We start from the raw sequence: 22,538 nt of genomic DNA on the forward strand, positions 1-22,538 counted from the left end.
CCGGGCGCAGGCGGGACAGTCCACCCGCCACACCAGTGAGGCGGCGTCCCTGAGCACCTTGTCGGCGAACTCCGTCACCGCTGCAGCGCGGCGTCCCGCCCGTCCACTCCACCGCATCCGGCCCCTCCCCTGCGTCCCCACGCCAGCTGTCCACTCTCACCGTACCGTGACCGGTACCGCCCGTGCCCCCTGCAGTGCGGGAACCTCACGCCAGAAGTCGTCCGTCGAATCGGTCTCCCCGAACCCCGCCGACCCGTAGTCGATCTGCAGCAGGGCACGGCTGTCAAGGATGTACTCGGTCACCCCCGTCGACGCCACAGCCACCACCGGCGCGGTGACATTGCGTGAGGTCAGCTGGGTCTGCTGGGAGCCGTCGACGGCGACGACCCAGACCGGGGTGTCGTTCGTCCGGGTTCCGACCAGCAGGGCACCGTCAGGACGCCACCCCACCGAAACCGCGGTGTCCCCCAGATTCGGAGCCACCGCAACCGGGGTTCCCAGGCGCGGTCCGGAGGAGTCCTGGGACGCCCCCGTGTTCTCGAGGACACTGACGTACAGACGACCGTTGACGATCAGCGCCGCCCTGGTCCCGTCCCTGGACACGGTGAACTCACTGATCATCGGCCGGTCCAGACCCAGTGACCCCAGCTCCCGCGAATCCACGTTCACCTCTGTCATGCCGCCGGACGCCGCTCTCGCCCACCTCAGGACGCGGGTCCCGTCAGCCACCGCGAACAGTGTCTGCCCACCGGCCGTCCACGACGGGCGGGACAGTTGACCGGCGGTGTGGACAGTCACCGGAGACTCCGTCGGCTCACCGACAAGCAGGCGACGTTCCTCGTCACCACGACCGCTCACCGCAGCCACCATCCCCTCGGACGAGAACGCCGCCGATTCGAGCTGCCCCGACGACGTCCAGCCGTCGACGGTCGACGCACCGCTGTCACCGACCTCCACCAGAGCACCGTCACGCAGGGCGCGCAGAGGCTGCGCCGGCATGGCGTGGGGGTCGAACTCTCTGACGTCGTCGACAGTCCAGGACTCCCGGGGCGTCTCCCTGCCACCGGGATCCGCGCCCGGCCCTGAACCGGACCCCCGGGTGGAGACTGGCGCCCCGTCAGCGAGAATCCGGTAGGGTCCCCGCACATCAGAACTGGCGAGCGTCCAGATGATCTGGGCGGACAGGGCCCGCAGTTCGTCGGCGGAGGTACCCGCGAGCCCGGAAAGGTCCACGGTGAAACTGCCGTTGTCCTCGGAGCGTGCCTGGACGACCACATCCGACGGCAAGGCGCTGACCACCCCGTCCGCGAGACTGTCACGGGGACCCGCCGCCAGCAGGGACATCAGCGAGGTACCCACATTGTCCTGCCTCGAATAGGTCCACCGACGGTCAGGGACAAGATAGCGGCGGGTCGGGTCGAGGAAGTAGACGTCCCGGGGCTGGTACGTCGACGTGAAGTCGTTGCGGTCCATGATCACACCGGACGGAAGTCTGTCTATCCGCCAGTTGCCGTCGACGAGCACCATGTCGATCGTGTTCTCGTAGGACCGGTACCCGGGCTGGTAGGTGCCGCCCGTACCGAGCGTCCCCGTCACAGTTCCCCGGACCGTGTACGTCAGCCGGTTGCCGGAGGCCGTGCCGTCGGCATTGAGGTCGATCCTGTCGAGGACGAGGGTGCCCGTGGCGTCCTGCCACTGCCCGTCCGCCTCAGAGGTGAGGAAGGCACGGGCTGCCTGGTGGTTGTTCAGTGGGTGGGCGGACGCCGAGAAGAACGACCGCAACAGAAGGTCGGGGGCCTGTCCCGCCTGGGGTGACGGCACGTTGTCCAGACTCGGCGACGCGGCATAGGTGCTCACCACCTCAGGGGTCGAACTGCCCGGAATCGACGCACACCCCGCCGCGGCGAACAGCGTCGCCGCCGCCAGAGCCCCCGTCACTGCTCTGCGGGACCTCGGTACGCGCCGGATGTGCCGCTCGCCGACAGTCCCGGGGACCCCGGTCCCGAGGGCCCCGGCGGCGACCCCGCCCCCGGTCTTTGTTCCGCCGCACGTGGCGTATAAGAACCGGCCAACGGCCGGGCCGTCGGGCACTCCCCCGCCGTCCCTGTCGACCAGATCGTCCGCGGGACCGGGACCTGCTCCGACGGTGTCTGACCCTGCCGAAACGTCCTCGACACCCTGGGCCGGACCAGCTGCTGCCGCCGGGACCGCCGCGGAGACCGGGACGGTGTCGACCTCCAGGGGCAGCGGAGAGGTGCGCACCTCCTCGCCGGGGACCAGAGGCAGGGTGAGCCGGAAACAGGCTCCGACACCAGGCTCGCCGGTAGCCTCCAGGCGTCCTCCGTGGAGCTGGGCGTCCTCCTTGGCGATCGCCAGACCCAGACCCGTTCCCCCGGTCCGCCGCTCCCGCGACGGATCAGCCCTCCAGAACCGGTTGAACACCAGTTCCGCCTCCCCCGGCTTCAGCCCCACCCCGTGGTCCACCACCGTCACCGCCAGGGAACCGTCACCGGTCCTCATGGTCACGTCAACCGGCCGGCCCTCGCTGTGGTCGATGGCATTGGCCAGCAGATTTCGCAGAATACGCTCCACCCGGCGGGAATCCACCGGCACATTCACCGGCTCCTCAGGAAGATCCAGGTTGATTGTGCAGCCCACTTCCTCGGCAATGGCGCGCACCTGTTCCAGGGTGGACTTCACCACCCCCCGGACGTCGACGGTCTCCAGGGAAAGATTGGCGACCCCGGCGTCATGACGCGAAATCTCCAGCAGATCCCCGAGCAGCATCTCGAACCGGTCCAGCTCCGAGATCATCAGCTCCGAGGCCCGGCGGGTCATCGGGTCAAGGTCCCCGGCACTGTCGTGGATGAGGTCCGCCGCCATCCTCACCGTGGTCAGGGGAGTCCTCAGCTCGTGCGACACATCCGAGGTGAACTGCTGCTGCAGGGAACCGAAATCCTCCAGCTGTCGGATCTGGTGGGAGAGATTCTCAGCCATCTCGTTGAAACTCATCGCCAGCCGCGCCACCTCGTCCTGACCGTCGACGGCCATGCGCTCCCGCAGATGCCCCGCCGCGAACCTCTCCGCAATACGTGAGGCGGTGCGCACAGGAACGGTGAGCTGCTGGGAGAACACCCAGGCTATGACGACCAGGAGCACCATCAGCGCCACCGCGCCGGCGAACAGCAGACCCCGCATCAGACCCAGGGTCGACTCTTCGTTGTCGAGGGGAAGCACCAGGTAGAGCTCCAGCCCCTGGATGTCCGAGGAGACCGGACTGCCGATGATCAGCGCCTTGTACTTCCCCGACGCCCGTTCCACCGTCGCGTACTGGTCCGCTACACGCCCCTGCCTGACGAATGTGCGCAAACTCTCGGGAATCTGCTGCTGCTCCGGACTGGAGACGTCCCTGCCGTTGATGTCCGGGGCAATGACCACCGGCTCGAAGACAGTGCTCGACCCTCCCGATGATTCGTCGGTGCCGCTGATCCTCTCGGTCAGCGCCGCCCGGGCCGCATTGATCCTCAGCTGGAGGGAGTTCGAGGTGTCCGAGGAACGGATCTGCTCCTCCACAGTCGCCCGGGAGCTGTCGATCGCGGCGACGGCGACGTCATGCTTCTCGTCCAGCAGCTGCTGGCTGACGAAACTGGTCAGGACGAAACCCAGGGTCATGATGACCACCAGGGAGGACAGGAACACACTGCCGATGACGCGCACCTGGCTGGAGGTCCGCCACCGCTGTGCCAGTACCTGCCTGCTGCGGTGGAGAAAGGTCCTCGGCTGCCTCAGCAGCAGACGGACAATGTCCCGGTAGCCCACCCCCTCGAGCTCACCGCGCGGAACCGTCCGGGGGTCCTCCTCGGGCACGGGCGGGGTTCCCGGTGGGAGGGACGCCCCGTGACCGGTGGTTCCACGTTCGGCACGGGAGGTGCCGCGGCCCCGGGAGAACGGCAGTATCGAGCGGCCGAGCGCACGCCGGACATGGTGCACCGGAGGGTCCGTGACCCCCTCGGTGCCCCTGTCATCCCGACCTTCACCTGCGCCGGGGGGAAGACTGCTCACTGGCGCCCGGCCCTCACTCACCTGTCTTGTAGCCCACACCACGCACAGTCTGGATGATCGTGGGATTGTCGGGGTCCTTCTCCACCTTGGACCGCAGCCTCTGGATGTGGACGTTCACGAGCCGCGTGTCACTGTTCTTACGGTAGCCCCACACCCGCTCGAGCAGCTCCTCACGGGAGAACACCTGACGGGGGCGGGAGGCCAGCGTCGCCAGAAGCTCGAACTCGATGGGCGTCAGGGGAATGACCACCCCGTCACGTGTCACCTGGTGGCCGCCGAAGTCGATGACCACGTCACCCACCCGGGCGCTCTCCGGGACATCCTCGGTGGACCGGCGCAGCCTCGCCCGCACCCTGGCGACAAGTTCCTTGGGCTTGAAAGGCTTCGGGACATAGTCGTCCGCCCCGGACTCCAGGCCGAGCACCACGTCGACCGTGTCAGTCTTGGCGGTCAGCATGACGATCGGGACAGCGGAGAAGTCACGGACCGCACGGCACACGTCCACACCGTTCATCCCGGGGAGCATGAGATCCAGCAGGATGAGGTCCGGGTGCCGGGTACGGGCGGCCTCGACAGCCTCTGCTCCGTCGCCGACAGTGACCGTCTCGAACCCTTCCCCCTGAAGGACCATGGTCAGCATCTCGGAGATCGCGGGGTCGTCGTCGACGACAAGAATCTTGGCAGCCATGGTCAACAGTCTGTCACACCCGAGGTCTCCGGGGGACTGCCAGGTCACATGCCGGCACTACCTCCCGCGTACGGCGGACTACCGGTCTCAGTCCTCCGCCACCGCGTCGGCGAGCTCGACGATCCGGGCGTCGAGGGACGCCCGGTCGCCGCTGTTGTCCAGCACCAGCCACGGGGAACCCCACTCTGCGGCGGCCAGGTCACGGTAGGCGGTGAGTGTCCGGGACTGCAGCCCCCCGTCGGCCTCATAGGCGTCCATGCTCCTGGAGGCGTCCCGGGAGGCACGGTCGGCGACCCTGACCGCTGTCACAGAGTCCGGAACATCGACGAGGATCTGCAGGTCGGGGACGGGGACGCCCAGCTCACGGAATTCGAGGTCCTCGACCCAGGCGACAACCTCGGAACTCGCGCCACCGGATGTGGCGTCCTGCGACAGGCGCGCCGCAGAATATGCCGCATTCGAGGCGACCCAACGGTCCAGCAGGACCACGTAACCGTCCCTGTCGAATCCTGCGAGCTCCTCGGCGACCTCCGCCCGGTCGAGTGCGAACAGTGTCGCCATGCCGTAGGCGGAGTCGACGAGGTCCCCCATGCCACCGTGCAGCGCCGCAGAGGCGAGACGGGCGTGGACCGAAGTCTCGTAACGGGGGAAGGCGAGACGGGCAACGGGGACCTCCCGGGCGATCAGTTCTGTTTCCAGGGCGGTGACGACGGTGTTCTTGCCGGCGCCGTCGATACCTTCAAAGGCGATGATCACGGTGACCGGACCCCGGCCTAGTAACGGTAGTGCTCGGGCTTGTACGGGCCCTCGACATCGACACCGATGTACTCGGCCTGTTCCTTGGTCAGCTTCGTGAGCCTGCCGCCGAGTGCCTCCACATGGATCCGGGCGACTTTCTCGTCAAGGATCTTGGGCAGGCGGTACACCTTGTTCTCGTAGCGGTCACCGTTGGTGAACAGCTCGATCTGCGCGATGGTCTGGTCGGCGAAGGAGTTGGACATCACGAAACTCGGGTGGCCGGTCGCGTTGCCGAGATTGAGCAGACGGCCCTCGGAGAGCACGACAATGCTCAGCGGGTCCCCGTTGACGTCAGGGAAGGTGAATTCGTCAACCTGGGGTTTGATGTTGACCCGGGTCACGTCCGGACGGTGGTTGAGTGAGGCCATGTCGATCTCATTGTCGAAGTGGCCGATATTGCCCAGGACAGCGTGGTTCTTCATGTGCTGCATCTGCTCGAAGGAGATGATCCCGAGGTTGCCGGTCGAGGTGATGACGATGTCCGCCTCCCCGATGGCGTCGTCGACGGTGACCACGGGGAAACCGTCCATCAGCGCCTGAAGGGCGTTGATCGGGTCAGCCTCGGTGACCTTCACCCGGGCCCCCTGGCCCTTGAGGGCCTCGGCGACGCCCTTGCCTACGTCACCGTAGCCGCACACGAGAGCCGCTTTGCCACCGATCAGCATGTCCGTACCACGGTTGATGCCGTCGATGACGGAGTGACGGGTGCCGTAACGGTTGTCGAACTTGGACTTTGTCACGGCGTCATTCACGTTCATGGCCGGGAACGGCAGTGTTCCCTGGTCAGCAAAGTGGTACAGGCGGTGGACGCCGGTGGTGGTCTCTTCGGTGACCCCCTTCACCGACTCCGCCGCACGGGTCCACCGGGTGGCGTCCCTGCCGTACACCCTGGCGAGCATCCGCAGGAAGGCCTGGTACTCGTCGGAATCCTCGGAGGTGGGCTCCGGGACCAGGCCGTTGCCCTCGAACTGTGATCCGGTGATCACGGCGTTGGTGGCGTCCCCTCCGTCGTCGAGGATCATGTTGGGCAGACGGTCACCCCAGTCGAAGACCTGCTCCAGGCACCACCAGTACTCGTCGAGGGTCTCGCCCTTCCACGCGAACACCGGTGCACCCTGCGGATCCTCCGGGGTCCCGGCACCGACCACCACAGCTGCGGCAGCCTCGTCCTGGGTGGAGAAGATGTTGCAGGACGCCCAGCGGACCTCGGCACCGAGTGCGGTGAGGGTCTCGATGAGCACCGCCGTCTGCACGGTCATGTGGATCGAACCCGCGATGCGGGCCCCCGCGAGCGGCTGTTCCTGCGCATACTCGCGCCGCAGCTCCATCAGGCCCGGCATCTCGTACTCTGCGAGCCGGATCTGGTGGCGGCCGAACTCTGCGAGACTGAGGTCCCTGACCTTGTACTGCAGATCTCCGGCACTGTCGACAGTGAGGTCGGCTACCGGATCGAAGGTCAGGTCGGCGGGAATTCCGACGGAGGAATCGGCCATGGGTGAGTACTCCTTCTCGTGGCAGGCAGTGTCCACTGCCGTACGGGGTGTGGTCAGGAATCGAAACCGGAGAATTACCGGGAAACCCAGTCAAGACTACCGCGGCCCCGGACGGGGGACTCAGGCACCGGTCACCCCAACGCCTCCACCGAGGTCTCGAGACCGTCGGGGGCACCGTCCCCGAGAGTTTCGAGATGCCGGTCGAGCAGCTGCAGCGCGACTTCCCGGAGTTCGTCGGGGCATTCCCCGATCCAGGAGCGCACCAGTGGATGGTCGTCCGCGACCTCGGCGGCGGTGAAGGGTGCCCCGCACCAGATGGAGGCGACGGTCGCCGCGCACAACCCGGTCATGTGGTCGGCGTCCCCGGGTTCGGCATGGTTGAGCGCGACAGTGCACGCGTCCTCCAGCGCCCGGACCAGGTCAGCTCCGTCCAGTTCATCGCATTCGGCGAGGAACTCCGCGCTGTTCTCGTCGGCGAACACGGCCTCGTCCCAGCTGCTCATCGCCACCCACCTTCCTGTGCTCGTGCTTTCCGCTCATGCTGTCCCGGCGGGTCCCCGGTCTGCTGTCACTGACCCGGTGGCGTGTCCCGGAGGGGTTTACCCGCCCCACATTACCGCGCAGGCGACCGTATAACCGGACCGCACAACCGGACCACCCGACCGACCGCGCAGACGCACAGACACTGTCGCCCGGACACCTCAGCGGCGGCGGGGGGACCCTGCCCGTCGCGGGACACCGCTCCGGTGTCCCGCGAATCTATCTGAAACATATGCCTGTCAGTACAGGAACAGAATAATTCACCTTCATCACAGTGAGAACCGTGGGACGGGTTCATGCGTTCCGCGCCGGTCGTGGTACGGTGGGCAATATCGTGACCATTCTGTTACCTTTCTCTCCACTGAACACCTCCCCAACTCCCTGACAGGTTCCGGCACCCGGTGCCCGGCGTCCTCTGCCTCTCCCCGGACCGCCACCTGGACAATCTGCACCCCTCACCACCACCCCTGCAACTCACCGCAGGACAGTTGTACACGGACACAACCCCGTGGCGGCCCCGAAAGGAGCGTGACCGAGGACCATGTCGAATCATCCGCAGTCCCCGGACGGCAGGTACTCCCTGACCCCCGAAACCCCCGACGGTCACGGTACCGGCGATGCCACCGGTGCCACCACCGCGCACCACGAGGAGCTGCTGCGTACAGAAGCCCTCGCCGCGCGGCGGGGCAACCGACTGGTGGCGAGATTCGCCGTCGTGGGACTCGTGGCCGCCGTCATCGTCGGGGTCGTCACCTGGCGCAACAGCGTGTCCGGCAGTGAGGTCGTCCAACGCAGGGAAGTCGTGGACGCGTCCACAGGAACCGGAATGCCCACCCGGGAGTCGCGCACCACCACCGCTCCCAGGCCCAGCGGCACACCTGATCCCGTCATCGCCCTGCCCGGCCCCTCGGGAGGAGGTGTGGTCCCACTGAGCGAGGACCCCTACCTGCCGCCCAACGCCTGGAACGGCGGGCAGACACTGGCCCCGGCCTACCCCGGAGACTCCGGCAGCTCTCCCGGTGGCACAGGTACAGCTCCGGGACGCGGGGACGGCGGCACCGGAGGCCGTGGGGACGACGCCGACACCGGACGTGACAACCCCGACGGCGACGGTGGTGACGGTGTCCCGGGCCTGTGGCCGACCGACCCGGACACGGGTCTGCCCTCCCTGCCCGGATTCCCGACGGGCCTCTCGGTTCTGCCCTCTACCCCGGGAAGCTCCGGGACGCCGACCTCCACCGACGGGGCCGGAGGCGGGTCGGACAACAGTACCTCTCCACAGCCCACTGAGTCTGCCGAGCCGTCTGAGTCCCCTGAGACCGGTATCCCCGAAATCACGGGCAGTGCTGCCGCTTCCACGACCGCCGGTGCACCTGCAGAGACGGGCACTGCCACGGACCAGCAGGAACCTCAGTCCCGGGAACCCTGACCTCAGAGATACCCCCGGCCTGTCTCCGGTCCGGACGGATCAGCCGGCGGTGGCGACGAACCCCCGGCCGGACGAGGCCACCTGCACAGTTCCCGCTCCGGCGGGAACCCACACCGCCTGACCCGGCCGCAGCGCCTCGGACCTCTCCCCCGTCGGCGACTGCCACGACACGTCGGTGTCACCCGCGACACCCAGGACCACTGCGGGCCCGTCGACCGTCACCGGGGTCGTCCCCCTGATCTCACGGAGACCGAAATCTGACACCGGTACCGAGAACCGGCCCGAACTGTCCCGTGGACACACGGGGTCAGCCACCGGGCTGAAGTCCATCACCCGCATCAGTTCGGGAACGTCGATGTGTTTTGTCGTCAGCCCGCCGCGCAGAACATTGTCGGAGTTCGCCATGATCTCCACTCCGGTTCCGCGGACGTAGGCGTGCAACTGGCCCGCAGACAGGAAGATCGCCTGCCCCGGCTGCAGGACCACATGGTTGAGCAGAAGCGAGATCAGGACACCGGAGTCACCCGGGTACTGATCCGCCAGCTCCACCGCCACCGAGGCCGGGCCCCGCATCCAGTCCCGGTCCGGGGTCGCGCCGGTTTCTGCGAGAAGGCCCCTGCACCGTTCGGCGACTGCCTTCACCAGCTGCTTCTTGGTGGCGGAGGGGAGACTGATCCAGGTCGTGACCAGTGCACGGAGGTCTTCGTCGTCACTTCCGGAGCCGAGCAGCGACGTCGTCCACGCCAGCTCCGGCACGGCCAGATGGTCCAGCAGTTCCCTGGTCAGGTGCAGAGGACGGAATCCTGCCAGCGCCGCGAAGGGAGTGAGCGCCACGAGGAGCTCAGGCTTGTGGTTGTCGTCGCGGTAGTTGCGGTTCGGCGCGGTCAGCGCGATTCCTGCCGCGTTCTCCCTCGCGAACCCTTCCTGGGCCTGCTGCCGGGTCGGATGCGCCTGAAGACTGAGAGCCTGGTCCGCTGCGAGCAGTTTCAGAAGGAACGGCAGACGGTCACTGCGCCGGTGTCCACCGAGCTGGCCGTCAGGGTCAGCGGTGATGACGTCCAGCAGTGACCGGTCCGTGCCGGTGACGCGGCTGGGTGCGGCGGGATGGGCTCCGAACCACATCTCCGCCTCGGGGTGCTCGGTCGGCAGGGGTCGCCCGGTGAGGTCGGCCAGTGCCGTCCTGGAGCCCCAGGAGTAGTTGCGGATCGTCCCGTCGATCCGGATCACGGAATCGGTGGCCGGGGCTGTACCGGAGTTGTCGGACATGTCAGCCCCGGATCACCCCGAGTGCCTTGGCGACGATCTCATCGATCCGGGCACGTGTCGGCGCCTCCACGTTCAGCCTGAGGAGGGGTTCGGTGTTCGAGGCACGGACGTTGAACCAGGAACCGTCGGCGAGCTCGACCGTCACCCCGTCAAGGTCGTCCGTGGACGTGGTCTCGTCCGCGAAGGCCCGGACCACAGCTGCGGTGCGGCCCGCCTGGTCGTCGACCCGGGAGTTGATCTCCCCTGACGCCTCGTAGCGGGAGTACTGCTTCTTCAGCTCCGACAGCGGCCTGTCCCCGGCTCCCAGGGTGGCCAGCACGTGCAGTGCGGCGATCATGCCCGAATCCGCGTTGAAGAAGTCCGAGAAGTAGTAGTGGGCGGAATGCTCGCCACCGAACACCGCGTGTTCCTCGGCCATGCGTGCCTTGATGAAGGAGTGCCCAACCCTGGTGCGCACCGGGTGTCCCCCGTGCTCCCGGATGATCTCCGGGACAGCCTTCGACGTGATGAGGTTGTGGATGATGGTGGCGCCCGGGTTCTGCTCAAGGTAGCGTTCCGCGATCATCGCGCAGATCGCCGACGGGCTGACCGCCTCTCCTTTTTCGTCGACGATGAAGCAGCGGTCGGCGTCCCCGTCGAAGGCGACACCGATGTCGGACCCGGTCTCTACGGTGTACTTCTCGAGGTCGACGAGGTTCTTCGGGTCAAGGGGGTTGGCCTCGTGGTTGGGGAAGGTCCCGTCGAGTTCGAAGTACAGGTCGTGGAGGGTGAGGGACGGCTCCGTCCCCAGAACGGCGGGGGCCGTCAGTCCGCCCATGCCGTTGCCCGCGTCCACTGTGACGGTGAGCGGACGGATACCGTCCAGGGGCACGAGCTTCTTGAGGTAGGAGGCGTAGTCGCCGAGGACGTCCTTCTGCGTGACTGTACCGGCGGCGCCATGGTACGGGGGGACACCGTCGACGAGCATGTCGACGATTTCCGTCAGACCGGTGTCCTGTCCCACGGGCCTGGCACCTGCACGGCACATCTTGATCCCGTTGTACTTCGCCGGGTTGTGGGAGGCGGTGAACATCGCGCCCGGGCAGTCAAGGGAACCGGACGCGTAGTAGAGCTCGTCTGTCGAGGTGAGACCCAGCTGGACCGCGTCCAGTCCCTGGGATGTCACGCCGGCGGCGAAGGCGTCAGCCAGGTCCGGAGAACTCGGGCGCATGTCGTGACCGATGACGACGGTCGAGGCCCCCTCGGCACGCATGAGGTTGCCGAAGGCTGCTCCGGTGTCCCGGACCAGGTCGGCGTCAATGCCTTCACCGACCACTCCTCGGACGTCATAGGCCTTGACGACGGAAGCGAGTCCGTCCCGGGTTCGGGGGCTGTGGGCTGAGGACGTCATGTGAACTCCTTGGGGTTCGGGATTCGGTGAGGGAAAACTGGCGGGGGCGGTGACTGCGCCTGCACCGGTACTGTCCGGGGTCCGCTGCGGTTCGCAGGGGCCCGCGCAGGGACCGGGGTGTCACTCACCGTCTTTCACCGCGTGAAGGTGTCGTGGAGGGGTGTGCCGGGGAAGGTTGCCCCGCGACGGGTGGTGACCGGTGGGCCGGGGAATGTCCTCCCGGCGCACGATCCGGGCCGCTGGTTGCGCAGGGCGCAGATCCGTCGGGGCGGTGACAGCGGTACCGAACCGGTCTCCCCCGTCAGCGGCCGCCTCGAGGGCGGCAGCCAGGACCTCCATCTCTTCGTCGGTGAAGTCGCTGAGGTCGGCGTCCCCCGGAAGTCCCGGCGCCGGGACATCCTGCCGGACCAGCTCCCACCCCTCCGGCACGGTGAGCCGGGCCACGTGCCGGCTGCAGAGGTCCCAGCTGTGCGGGTCTCCCGCCGGGCCCAGCACAGTGACGGTCGCCCTGCTGGCCCGGTAGTTGTAGCGGAGCGTGGCCACGGCGGGGGCGCTGCATCCCGGCCGGGAGCACTGTCGGTAGTCAGTCACAGCCGACATTTTAGCCCCCGGGCGGGACGGGGCGTCGGACCCTGCACCCTGCCGCCTGTCGCAACACCGGTGGCGCAGTACCCGGGGTTAGGATCAGGACCATGACAGCATCCACGCGTAGAGAGGGCGGGCCGCACGGTGGACGGGGTTTCGGTGAGGTCCGTGCCGCCCGTCGTGACCGTCGTGGCCGGGGCCTGCGCGGGATCCTGATGCCGGACCTCCCCCGGCACCGGACAAGGTCCCAGCAGTTCGACGCCGCGGTCCTGGACGTGTACGCCGACGTGCTCGAACGCTTCGGCAGTCGTCTCGACGGGCTGGACATCGCCGTGGACATGATCCCCCGGATGAGGATGGACGCCTCGGTGCCGCAGTGGTCCGACGAGGTCGCCTCGGACGGACCGGTGCCCCTGGGCCGTCTCGTCCCGGTGGGGGTGGACGAGGACGGTAACCCGACCCGCCCCCGGCTGATCGTCTTCCGCCGGCCGGTCGAGGAGAGGTCGGCTGACCGTGCGGAACTCGAGCAGTGGCTGCGGTTCATCATCGCCAGTCTGGTGGCGACCTACCTCAACGTCACCCCTGACCTGGTTGACCCGGGTTTCGACTGGGACTGAGCCGGACACCGCGGAGGTGCGGGCCGGGGCGGGTGGACCGGGGTCCTGAGCTCCGGCCGGCACTCCGCCTACAGCTGCCCGAGACGCTTCTTCAGCCGGCGTCTCTCCCGTTCGGAGAGCCCTCCCCAGATGCCGAAACGTTCGTCATGCTCCAGAGCGTATTCGAGACATTCGTCACGCACACTGCACGCACGGCAGATTCTCTTCGCCTCCCGGGTCGACCCCCCCTTCTCCGGAAAGAAGGCCTCAGGGTCCGTCTGGGCGCACAGCGCCTGCTCCTGCCACTCCTGGACGACACGGTCGTAGTAGGCGTCGAAGTCGTCGGTGAGGTCGGATCCGTTGACGGGGGCGCCGTCGACGACACCTCCCGACATTTCGGCGGCTTCCCTCAGAAGATCGCGCCGGCGCCGGGCCCGTCCCGACGCCGTCACCGGTGTGACGGCCGTCGCCGACGGATCCACCGCCGTGGCCCCTTCTGACACCGGCTCCGGGAATGCGGGGAAATCACCCGGATCAGCGCCGTGGCGGACATCATCTCTGTCGTCCACGCCGCCTCCTCTCCGTCTGCTCATTCCCCGTCTACGTGGTCACCGGCGCAGGTTGGCAGGCCGGCGGCCGGTTGTCTACTCACCAGAGATTACACATACAGAATTACAAGTCTCAACCGGTGGAGGCCTCGACGGTCGGCCCACCGGCACCACTGACCACATCTGTCACACGCCTCACAGGCGACAGCGGAAATATGTCCAGAATTGTACCGATATATGCAATAGGTAGCGTAGCCACACCACAATATATGGACACGGGGGCCGCAATACGGCTCGGAGGGCACAATATTCGGAACCTTCCGCCTCCGCCCCCTGAACCGCCGGGTCAGATGTCGCTGGAGAACCGGAGCCCTCCGTCGGGGATCTGCACTCCCGGCCAGACCCTGGCGAACCCGGACCCGCCGACGAGCTCGCAGCGGGCGCCGATGACAGCCCCCTCCCCAATGACCGAGTCCACCAGATGGGCCCGGGCACCGATCCGGGCACCGGCGGCGATCACGCACCGTTCCAGTGTCGCCCCCGCCTCGACAACCACCCCCTCCAGAATCACGGAGGTGTCCACCCTGGCGCCGGCACCGATCTCGGCCCCGCGACCCACCACGGTACCGCCGAACAGGAGCGCCCCGCCCGCGACCGCTGCGGACGGGTCGACCAGTGCCTCACCGTGCCTGCCCTCGATCAGCGGAGACGGCGCGATCCCGCGCACCAGGTCCGAGGAACCGCGGATGAAGTCCGAAGGGGTACCCAGATCACGCCAGTAGGCCTGGTCGACATGCCCGTACACCCGGGCACCCCGTTCCAGCAGCGCCGGGAACACCTCCCTCTCCACGGAAACGGGCCGGCCCTCCGGGATCCCCTCGATGATGCTGCGCCGGAACACGTAGCACCCGGCATTGATCTGGTCGGTCGGCGGATCCTCCGTCTTCTCGAGGAACTCCGTCACCCTTCCCTCGCTGTCGGTGGGTACGCAGCCGAAGGCACGGGGATCGGCCACCCGGAGAAGATGCAGTGTCACATCGGCGTCATTGTCGACATGGGTCCTCAGCACTGCGCCGAGATCCGTACCCCCCAGCACGTCACCGTTGAACACCATCGCCCGGTCATGGCGCAGCCGGTCGCAGACGTTCCGGATACCACCTCCGGTTCCCAGAGGGTCCTTCTCGACGACGTACTCGATGTCGAGACCGAGGTCACTGCCGTCACCGAAGTACTCCTCGAACACCTCCGCCCGGTAGGAGGTGCCCATGACGACGTGGGTCATCCCGGCCTCCCGTATCCGGGCGAGGAGATGCTGGAGAAACGGGTAGCCTGCCACCGGCAGCATGGGTTTCGGTACCGACGTCGTCAACGGACGCAGCCGGGTCCCCTTTCCCCCCACAAGTATGACGGCATCGGTGGACGCGGCGAGGTCACCGGCGCTGACGGCGCCGGAACTACGGTCGGTCATGGGAACAGTCGTGTCCTTTTCACTGGAGGGGACGGCCGGTGACTCCGCCGCCCCGGCGGTCTTGAAAGATGGGCAAATGAGAGAAAGCGTACCCTCCGCTCAGCTGGATCCCCGGCTCCGCGATGAACGCAGTGCACGACGTGCGAGGAAGAGCATGACCGCACCGCGGACCTTCAGCCCCACTCGGAGCACCAGCCGCACCGGCGCCTGCCACGGGGCCGTCAGACGGTCGGCCTGGAAGCGGTAGGCGGACTCGTGGTGGGCGGGCACGGTGATCTCGGGATGGGAGGACGCCGAGTGCCCCCGGGCATGGGTGATCTCGGCGTCGGGGGTGAAAATGTTCTCCCAGCCGGCGCGGCTGAGACGGTCACCGAGGTCCACGTCCTCCATGTACATGAAGTAGCGTTCGTCGAATCCCCCGACCTCGTCGAAAGCCTCCCACCGCAGCAGCTGGCAGGAACCGGACAGCCAGCCGGAGGTCCGCTCGTGCGACATGTCGGAGTCGTCCCGGTACCTTCTGCTGAACGGGTTTCCCGGCCACAGGGGTGCCAGCAGCGCATGGCCGATACCGGAGAAGAGGGTCGGCACCGCCCGCGCGGACGGGTACACCGAACCGTCGGGGTCCCGGATCAACGGCCCGACGGCCCCGGCACGCGGATGCCGGCGCGCCGCCTCGATCATCCGGTCCACCGCACCCGGGGTGAAGACCACGTCCGGGTTCGAAATGAGGACGAACTCGTCGTCGACCTCCCCGGCGTCCCGACGTGCCCTCACCGCCTCGACTCCCCGGTTCATCGCGGCCCCGTAGCCGATATTGCCCCCGGTCCGCAGCAGCTCCACACCCTCCCGGGCGGCGGCAGCCTCGGGGGCGCCGTCGGTCGATCCGTTGTCGGCCATGACAACGACCGCTCCGGCAGACACCGCACCGGGCACGGAGTCGAGGAACCGGGCGAGGTACTCACCTGGCGAAAAGGTCACGGTGATCACCGCAAGGGGTCTGGCGGGCCGGCCCGGGGAACTTTCCGGGGACCCGCCCGAATTCTTGTTCAGGGAGCTGTCTGACGGCGTATCCACGATCGACCACCCTATCCCACGGTGCCGACGGCACGGCCCAACCCGGCCGGGTGTGGCCGGTGGTCACCCCCCTGCGACCGACAGCCCCTCCCGCAGGGAATCCCTCCACGGGGGCGGTGCCGTGGCGAGCCTGCACCAGTCGGACAGGTCGAGCACCGACCATGCCGGACGGCGCGCCGGAGACGGTCGGTCACCGCTGGCGCAGGCCCCCACCCGGTCCGGATCGTGGCCGAGCAGCCGGAAGACCTCCCGGGCGAATCCGAACCAGGTGACCGGCTCCCCGGAGTCTGTGTAGTGGAGGGTGGGGGGCAGTTCGCCGGTCAGGCGCGACAGCTCCATCAGACCGGCGGCCAGGTCTCCTGCCCTGGTCGGCCTGCCTGTCTGGTCGTCGACGACGAGCGGGTCCCGGCCCGATGCGGCGAGGTCCGCCATCGTCGAGACGAAGTCCCGGCCCGGCTCATGCGGCCCGGACCACACCCATGCGGTCCGCACCACGGTTCCCCCGTGGGCGCGCACGGCGTCCTCCCCTGCGGCCTTGGTCGCACCGTAGACGTTCACGGGGTCCACGGGGTCGTCCACCTGCCACGGCCTGTCCGCCCGAACCGGGACGCCGGAGAACACGTAGTCGGTCGAGACATGGAGGAAACGGGCACCCACCTCGGCGGCGGCGGCCGCGAGAATACCGGGCGCTGTCGCGTTGACACCTTCCACCGCGGCTGCGTTGACCGGATCTTCGGCGGCGTCCACAGCTGTCCAGGCCGCGACGTTGACCACCGTGTCCGCAGACGCGAACAACCGCAGTGCCGTCTCCCGCAGGTCACGGGGGGACGCCAGCAGGTCCATGTCCCTCCTGGTCACCGGCACTGCTCCGGTGGCGACGAGTTCCCGGCCCACCTGGCCTGCCGCTCCGACGGCAACGGTCGTACCCTGCTGCGCGGGGAAGACCGGTACCCCTGATCCGGATGTGTCCATGTCGTGCCATCTTAGCGACGCAGGGGTACCGGCCGGTCTTCCGCCGGGGAGACACGGTGGCGGCCGTCACGTGGACATCGCAGGTCGGGCTAGTACAATCTGCGCCTGACTGTGCTCTCCACGGTCCTCCCCCGTTGCAACGCGTCGACGCCCGTCGCCGACGCGGCGTCCGAAAGGTGAAGAATGAGCGAATCCGACCGGCCGTCCCGACCTTCCGGGTCCCAGGGCGGCCGCGGACGCCACGCACGGCCGGACGACCGCACACCACGCCGCATCCGGGACGGCCACCCCCCCCCCCCCCAGCTGCCCCCGCGGGGCCCCCCCGGGGGGGGGGGGGCACAGGAGAGAAAACGGGGCGCGGGCCCCCGCGGCTGCCGGCGCCGCAGCGTCCCCCCCCGCGGACCGTCCCCGCCGCGCCCGGCGACGGGCGGCCGGGACGGCGAAGCGGTCCTCCGGTCCGCACGACCACCGTCAGCTCGGTTCCACACCGGTCAAGGTCGTCCTCAGCGTCCTGGCCGTGATCCTTCTCGTCGGCGGCGGATACGCGTACTCCGCGGTGGGAAGACTCTCGGGGAACCTGGCGACCACCGGCGGGCTCGACCTGGGGAACCAGGCCGACGGTGCCACCGACATCCTGCTCGTCGGCATCGACTCCCGCACGGACGCCAAAGGCAACCCCCTGTCACAGGATGAGATTGACATGCTGCGGGCAGGTGAGGAGGAGACCACCAGCACCGACACAATGATCCTCATCCGGATCCCCAACGACGGTTCCTCCGCGACCGCCGTCTCCCTGCCCCGGGACACCTACGTCAACGGTGGCGAGGAACTCGGCAACGTCAAACTGAACTCTGTCTACGGCAGTACGAAGTTCTACCGGGAGCAGGAACTGACGGAGAAGGCCGCGGCCGCCGGAGAGACCCCCGACGAGGCCCGGATCAGCTCGGAAGCGGTGCAGGCCGGCAGGGAGGCCCTCGTGAGCTCCATCGCCAACCTCACCGGAATCAGTGTGGACCATTACGCAGAGGTCGGTCTCCTGGGGTTCGTCCTGCTCACCGACGCAGTCGGGGGTGTGGATGTATGTCTCAACAACCCTGTCGACGAACCCCTGTCAGGGGCCAAGTTCCCGGCGGGACGACAGACACTTGACGGCAGAGACGCCCTGAGTTTCGTCAGGCAGCGCCACGACCTGCCCCGCGGGGACCTGGACCGGATCACCCGCCAGCAGGCGTACCTGGCCAGCCTGGCGAACAAGATCCTCAGCGCCCGGACCCTGTCCGACCCCGGTCAGCTGGGAAAACTCAACGACGCGGTGTCACGGTCGGTCACCATCGACTCAGGCTGGGACATCATGGGGCTGGCAACCCAGATGCAGAACCTCTCCGGGGGCAACGTCACCTTCCAGACCATTCCTGTCACCAGCATCGACGGAACCGGCGACTACGGAGAATCGGTGGTGACGGTGAATCCCGACCAGGTCCACGCCTTCTTCCGTACCCTCCTCGGTGACGACGGGTCCGGTGCCACGGAGACCTCCGCCGCACCGGAAGAGGAAATCCCTGACTACGATCCCGCCGAGTCCACGGTCTCGGTGCTCAACGCGGGCAATGTCGACGGTCTGGCGACCCGCGTCGGTGACCTGGTCGCCGGCGCCGGGTTCACGGTCGGTGAAGTCGGGAACCACACCGAGACCGGGGTCTCCGAGAGCCAGGTCAACGTCGCCGACGCCTCGGACCCCGCCGCCCGCGACCTGGCTCGCAAACTGGGTGGCCTCGAGGTCGTGGAGGATGCCAGCCTGGCACCCGGTCAGATCAGCGTCACCCTGTCCGGCACCTACGACGGCCCCGGAGACACCGCAGACGACACCCGGACCCTGTCCGGATCCGACGGCCCCGGTACCACGGGAACCACCGGTGGAACGACCAGCTCGGAGGACGCCGTAGGAACGCCCGGAACCACGGACGGCACGACGGACCGGCAGGCACCCATCTCCGCCGGCACCGACGGCCCCATGTGTGTGAACTGACCGGAACCGTCCCACGGCGGGCTGTCCTGACCGGTTCCCCCTTAACCGGCTCTCACTTCACCGCACCCGTCGGCGTGACCTCGACGGCGGTCCACTGCGCGCCCAGGCCCGCGGCACGGCGTCCGCGATCTTCGACGCCGACGTCGGGGCGTAACCCTCGGTAGTCTCCGCGGCCACCGCGGCGGCCGAGGCATGAAGTGCCGCCGCCTCACCGGCAGAGAAGACCTCACCGGGCAGCTGCGCGGCGCTGGCCGCCATCAGCGCCCCGGTGATCCCGGACAGCACATCCCCGGAACCCGGAGTCGCCCCCCACGACGTCCCGGCGTCGACACATGTCACCCGGATGCACGGTGCCGCTCCGGTCGACGCGGGGACCGCCCGGTCGACCACCACGGTGTTCCTGCCCTTGAGCAGCAGCGAACAGTGCATCACCCGTGACAGGGCGACTGCTGCCACGATGCGCCCCTCGGAGGGGTCAGGTACCGGCTCAACCCCCCGGGGCAGAGACCTGTTGACTGCTGCCGCCAGTCTGCGGAACTCCCCGGCGTGGGGGGTCAGCAGGGTCTGGTGGTCGGTTCCTCCCCGGAAGTAGTCCCCGGGCGACCTGGCGATCAGTGCCTCACGCAGGTCCGGGTGCGCGGCCAGCAGTGTGAGGGCGTCAGCGTCGACGAGCACGGGTTCCTGCCGTCCCAGCAGCTCCGCGAGCTCCGCGGCGGCCTCGTCCCCGGTTCCCCGTCCGGGACCGACGACCCACGCCTGCACCCGGCCGGTCTCCTCCACGGTCGGTGAGACAATGACCTCGGGAGTGGCGCGGAGCACTTCTGCGGCACCGGTCCCGACGTAGCGGACCATGGCACTGGTCGCCCGTACAGCCCCGGTCGTCGCCAGGACCGCAGCGCCCGGATATCTGTCTGATCCTGCGCAGATCCCGACGACGCCGCCGGTGTACTTGTCGTCGTCCGGACCCGGTTCCGTCGGCCCGGAGAGACCTGTCGCCTTCAGGCCGGGTGACAGCAGGGGTGAGGTGTGCCCGTCACCGTGCGTGTGGCCGTGCGTGTCACCGTGGGTGTCGCCGTGGGTGTCGCCGTGGGTTTCGAGGTAGCCTCCCACACCGGTGGCCGGTGTCGGCCCGCGACGGTCGGGCGTCGGCTCCACGGCAGCGAAGCCGATGTGGACACCCGGCTTTCCGCTCCACCAGGCGTCGAGCTTCTGCAGTTCACCGCCGATCGACCGTCCCGAATCCAGTGACGGGTCTGCGAGCAGCACCTGCCCACAGTGCGGGTTGACGGCGTGGACCCGGCGCCAGCCTCCGAAGGTCACGGTGACATCGGCGACGGCATGGGCGGGAACACGGTCGGTATGCCCGTCCAGTGGATCGGTGACTTCGACGGGCCCGGGGTCAGCGCCGGTGTCCGCGTCCGTACCCGAGGGGACGTCGACGGACAGCAGGGGAATCAACCGTCTACCGGCGAAATCGAGGACGGTGGCGGTCCGGGGATCCACTCCCCCGGACCCGCCAGTCCCCAGGACCCCGTCGATGAGCAGGCGGTAGGGGCAGGGACGCCGTGTCCACAGGTCTGCGTAGCCGATGACGTGTCCGCCGGCCTCCGTGAACGCCTCGAGGGCCCGGTCGTGGACGCGGACATCCCCGGTGTGTCGGTCCCGTCCGAGCAGTACGGCGTCCACCTGGTGTCCTCCTGCAAGGAGGTCACGTCCCGCATACAGGGCGTCTCCTCCGTTGCCTCCGGAGCCGACTGCGAGCAGGACACGTGCGGCGTCCTTCACCGGTGGGCACTGTCGCATGATCAGTCTGGCGGCGGCAGCGACTGCGGATGCCGCGGACTGCATGAGTTCATCGGGTCTGACCTGGTCATGGAGCAGGGGTTCTTCGGCCCGCCGGATCTGGTCGACGGTGAACACGGTGGAGGTGTCTGCTGAAGTGTCTTCCGGGGAGTCTGTGACGGTGGTCGGGGTGGTGTCTTCGTGGCCCATGGCACCCACGCTACCGCCTGTACACGGGGCAGATGCCGTCACCGGGACGCCCCTCCCCCGTACGGTCGACGGCCCGGTCAGCCCGGCCCCGCCCCCGCGCACTCGGTGACGGGACGTTAGTCTTGGCCCCATGGATCTGACGGCCCCGCTCCTCGCCAGCGACCCCTCCTGCCCCCGGATAACGACCTACACCCCCCGGGGCAGGATGGAACTTTCCGCGGCGACGGTCGCCAACTGGGCGGCGAAGGCCGGCAACTACTTCTCCGGGGAACTGGGGCTGGGCCCGGGAGACGTTGTCGTGGTGGACTGTCCGACGAACTGGCTTCCCGCTGTCCTGGTGCCGGGTTGCTGGCAGGCGGGGGCTGCGGTGTGTTCCCCGTCGTCACCCGCGGCGTCGGATGCCGCCGCTCTCCTCACCGCTGACCCGGATTCCGCCTTCGCCACCGGGTTCGACGCCGAGATCCTGCAGATCTCCGGGGACCCTTTCGGACGTGGTGTGGTGGAGTCCGGCGGGACCGTCCCCTTCGGCGTCACAGATCTCATCCCGGACCTGCGGGTACAGGCAGACCGCTACACGGGGCCCGTCACCGGGGACACCGTTGCGGCGCTCGTGACGGTCACCGGTGACGAGCTGACCGGGGACGATCTCAGGCACCTGGCGGCCCGGTCGGGTCAGGGCGTCCGACTGGTCAGTACGGGGTGGGAGGACGCCGACGGTCTCGTCCGGCGTCTGCTCCCCCTGTTCACCGGCGGTTCTGTTGTGCTGAGCACGGATGCCGACCGCCAGCGGCTGGAACAGCTGGCACAGGTGGAGAAGGCGACGGTCAGTCCAGGGCCGTGACCGCGTCGAGGAACTCCCGGGCCCGGGACAGGGGGTGGTCGGGGAAGCGGTCGTCGTACTCCCTGGCCTCGCCCAGGTTGGACAGGAGGTAGCCGTCCGCGGGAGTGAGAGTGGGATCGTAGGGGTCGACGAACCAGCCTTCAAGACCGTTGTCCCCGATTCTGATCAGCCCGGCACGACGGCTGAGGTCCATGACCGCGGCGTCACGCATCCCTGTCACCCCCGTCTCGGTGAAGAAACCCTGGATCTGCCATGGTTCGAGGTACTCGCCGTTGTCGACGGCCAGATGAACCGTGAGGTTGTACTGCATGCCGTAGCGGGAGTTCCCGGCGTCCTCCTCCGGGACCTCGCCCGGGTCCTCCCCGGCACCGGTGGGAGGCAGGGTCTTGACGAGGGTGTACACGACGATGTCGCCCGCCGGGGTCTCCCCCGCGTCCGCTTCGACGAGTCCGGCGTGAAACTCCATCAGGGACGGCCTGATGCCCGCGACGACTTCGTCACGGTCGACAGGCATCATCTGGGAATCCAGCGGTGCCACCGTCACCACAGCGGTGCATCCGCGTGTCCGGAATCCGGTGGCCACGGTACCGGGCGGATCCTCCGGGAGAGTGTCCAGCGGTGACCAGATGTCCGCAAGGTGAAGGGTTCTGTCTGTCCCACCGATGCTGATGTCCATGTGTCCCGAGCGTACCGGGGACGCCCCGGCCCGGCGCCCGGAGTGACCGGCTCGCCGGTCCGGCGCCCGGAGTGACCGGCTCGCCGGTCCGGGG

Annotated in this window: 18 protein-coding genes; 4 read left to right on the plus strand and 14 right to left on the minus strand. The window is 68.2% G+C overall.

Annotated features, from left to right (window positions below; all coding sequences use genetic code 11):
* Positions 1–156 precede the first annotated feature (156 nt).
* The 5 genes from mtrB to BN3906_RS02510 form a co-directional block, all read right to left on the minus strand.
* Entirely contained in the window at positions 157–4,062 is a 3,906-nt protein-coding gene (gene mtrB / locus BN3906_RS14955) for an MtrAB system histidine kinase MtrB (RefSeq protein WP_390620314.1), read from the minus strand.
* A gap of 13 nt (positions 4,063–4,075) precedes the next feature.
* Positions 4,076–4,750, minus strand: a complete 675-nt coding sequence (gene mtrA, locus BN3906_RS02495; RefSeq protein WP_066585888.1) for an MtrAB system response regulator MtrA — start codon at positions 4,748–4,750, stop codon at positions 4,076–4,078.
* Between the two features lie 87 nt (positions 4,751–4,837).
* Entirely contained in the window at positions 4,838–5,506 is a 669-nt protein-coding gene (locus BN3906_RS02500; protein WP_066583666.1) for a dTMP kinase, read from the minus strand.
* Positions 5,507–5,523: 17 nt separating this feature from the next.
* Positions 5,524–7,041, minus strand: coding sequence for an adenosylhomocysteinase (gene ahcY, locus BN3906_RS02505; protein WP_066585892.1), 1,518 nt, complete (start codon positions 7,039–7,041; stop codon positions 5,524–5,526).
* 131 nt (positions 7,042–7,172) lie between these two features.
* Complete coding sequence (locus tag BN3906_RS02510; RefSeq protein ID WP_066583678.1) at positions 7,173–7,544, minus strand: DUF4259 domain-containing protein; 372 nt, start codon at positions 7,542–7,544, stop codon at positions 7,173–7,175.
* 578 nt (positions 7,545–8,122) lie between these two features.
* On the opposite strand from BN3906_RS02510, the gene BN3906_RS02515 reads away from it, so the two are divergent.
* Positions 8,123–9,010, plus strand: a complete 888-nt coding sequence (locus BN3906_RS02515) for a hypothetical protein (RefSeq protein ID WP_066583680.1) — start codon at positions 8,123–8,125, stop codon at positions 9,008–9,010.
* A 39-nt stretch (positions 9,011–9,049) separates the two neighbouring features.
* Here the strand turns inward: BN3906_RS02515 and manA are convergent, their stop codons facing one another.
* From manA to BN3906_RS02530, 3 genes are all read right to left on the minus strand, one after another.
* Complete coding sequence (gene manA / locus BN3906_RS02520) at positions 9,050–10,276, minus strand: mannose-6-phosphate isomerase, class I (protein ID WP_174217092.1); 1,227 nt, start codon at positions 10,274–10,276, stop codon at positions 9,050–9,052.
* A gap of 1 nt (position 10,277) precedes the next feature.
* Positions 10,278–11,666: a phosphomannomutase/phosphoglucomutase gene (locus BN3906_RS02525; protein ID WP_066583682.1), complete on the minus strand. Its 1,389-nt coding sequence runs from the start codon at positions 11,664–11,666 to the stop codon at positions 10,278–10,280.
* Between the two features lie 120 nt (positions 11,667–11,786).
* The gene (locus BN3906_RS02530; RefSeq protein WP_066583687.1) at positions 11,787–12,266 is read right to left on the minus strand and encodes a DUF3499 family protein; all 480 of its coding nucleotides are present in this window, start codon (positions 12,264–12,266) and stop codon (positions 11,787–11,789) included.
* Positions 12,267–12,358: 92 nt separating this feature from the next.
* Between BN3906_RS02530 and BN3906_RS02535 the strand changes: the two genes are divergently transcribed.
* The gene (locus tag BN3906_RS02535) at positions 12,359–12,868 is read left to right on the plus strand and encodes a metallopeptidase family protein (RefSeq protein WP_066583690.1); all 510 of its coding nucleotides are present in this window, start codon (positions 12,359–12,361) and stop codon (positions 12,866–12,868) included.
* A gap of 68 nt (positions 12,869–12,936) precedes the next feature.
* Here BN3906_RS02535 and BN3906_RS02540 read toward each other — a convergent pair whose 3' ends face one another.
* The 4 genes from BN3906_RS02540 to BN3906_RS02555 form a co-directional block, all read right to left on the minus strand.
* Positions 12,937–13,242: a WhiB family transcriptional regulator gene (locus BN3906_RS02540; protein WP_066585896.1), complete on the minus strand. Its 306-nt coding sequence runs from the start codon at positions 13,240–13,242 to the stop codon at positions 12,937–12,939.
* 499 nt (positions 13,243–13,741) lie between these two features.
* On the minus strand, positions 13,742–14,863 hold the full coding sequence (gene manB / locus BN3906_RS02545; RefSeq protein ID WP_066583693.1) for a mannose-1-phosphate guanylyltransferase: 1,122 nt from the start codon (positions 14,861–14,863) through the stop codon (positions 13,742–13,744).
* Between the two features lie 99 nt (positions 14,864–14,962).
* A complete protein-coding gene (locus BN3906_RS02550; RefSeq protein ID WP_187119903.1) occupies positions 14,963–15,850 on the minus strand; it encodes a glycosyltransferase family 2 protein in 888 nt (295 codons plus the stop codon).
* A 150-nt stretch (positions 15,851–16,000) separates the two neighbouring features.
* Positions 16,001–16,909 (minus strand): SDR family oxidoreductase, encoded by a 909-nt coding sequence (locus tag BN3906_RS02555; RefSeq protein WP_066583694.1) that lies wholly within the window; start codon positions 16,907–16,909, stop codon positions 16,001–16,003.
* 517 nt (positions 16,910–17,426) lie between these two features.
* On the opposite strand from BN3906_RS02555, the gene BN3906_RS02560 reads away from it, so the two are divergent.
* A complete protein-coding gene (locus tag BN3906_RS02560) occupies positions 17,427–18,935 on the plus strand; it encodes an LCP family protein (protein ID WP_261796809.1) in 1,509 nt (502 codons plus the stop codon).
* A gap of 57 nt (positions 18,936–18,992) precedes the next feature.
* On the opposite strand, the gene BN3906_RS02565 is transcribed toward BN3906_RS02560, so the two are convergent.
* Entirely contained in the window at positions 18,993–20,927 is a 1,935-nt protein-coding gene (locus BN3906_RS02565) for a bifunctional ADP-dependent NAD(P)H-hydrate dehydratase/NAD(P)H-hydrate epimerase (RefSeq protein WP_066583698.1), read from the minus strand.
* Positions 20,928–21,057: 130 nt separating this feature from the next.
* Here BN3906_RS02565 and BN3906_RS02570 point away from each other — a divergent pair, with 130 nt between their 5' ends.
* Positions 21,058–21,768 carry a TIGR03089 family protein gene (locus tag BN3906_RS02570; protein WP_066583701.1) on the plus strand — a complete coding sequence of 237 codons (711 nt, stop codon included), beginning with the start codon at positions 21,058–21,060 and terminating at the stop codon, positions 21,766–21,768.
* On the opposite strand, the gene BN3906_RS02575 is transcribed toward BN3906_RS02570, so the two are convergent.
* The gene (locus tag BN3906_RS02575; protein WP_066583706.1) at positions 21,752–22,444 is read right to left on the minus strand and encodes a hypothetical protein; all 693 of its coding nucleotides are present in this window, start codon (positions 22,442–22,444) and stop codon (positions 21,752–21,754) included. The genes BN3906_RS02570 and BN3906_RS02575 overlap by 17 nt on opposite strands.
* Positions 22,445–22,538 lie beyond the last annotated feature (94 nt).

Origin of the sequence: Corynebacterium provencense (assembly GCA_900049755.1) — a bacterium.
In the GTDB taxonomy this organism is placed as follows: Bacteria; Actinomycetota; Actinomycetes; order Mycobacteriales; family Mycobacteriaceae; genus Corynebacterium; species Corynebacterium neomassiliense.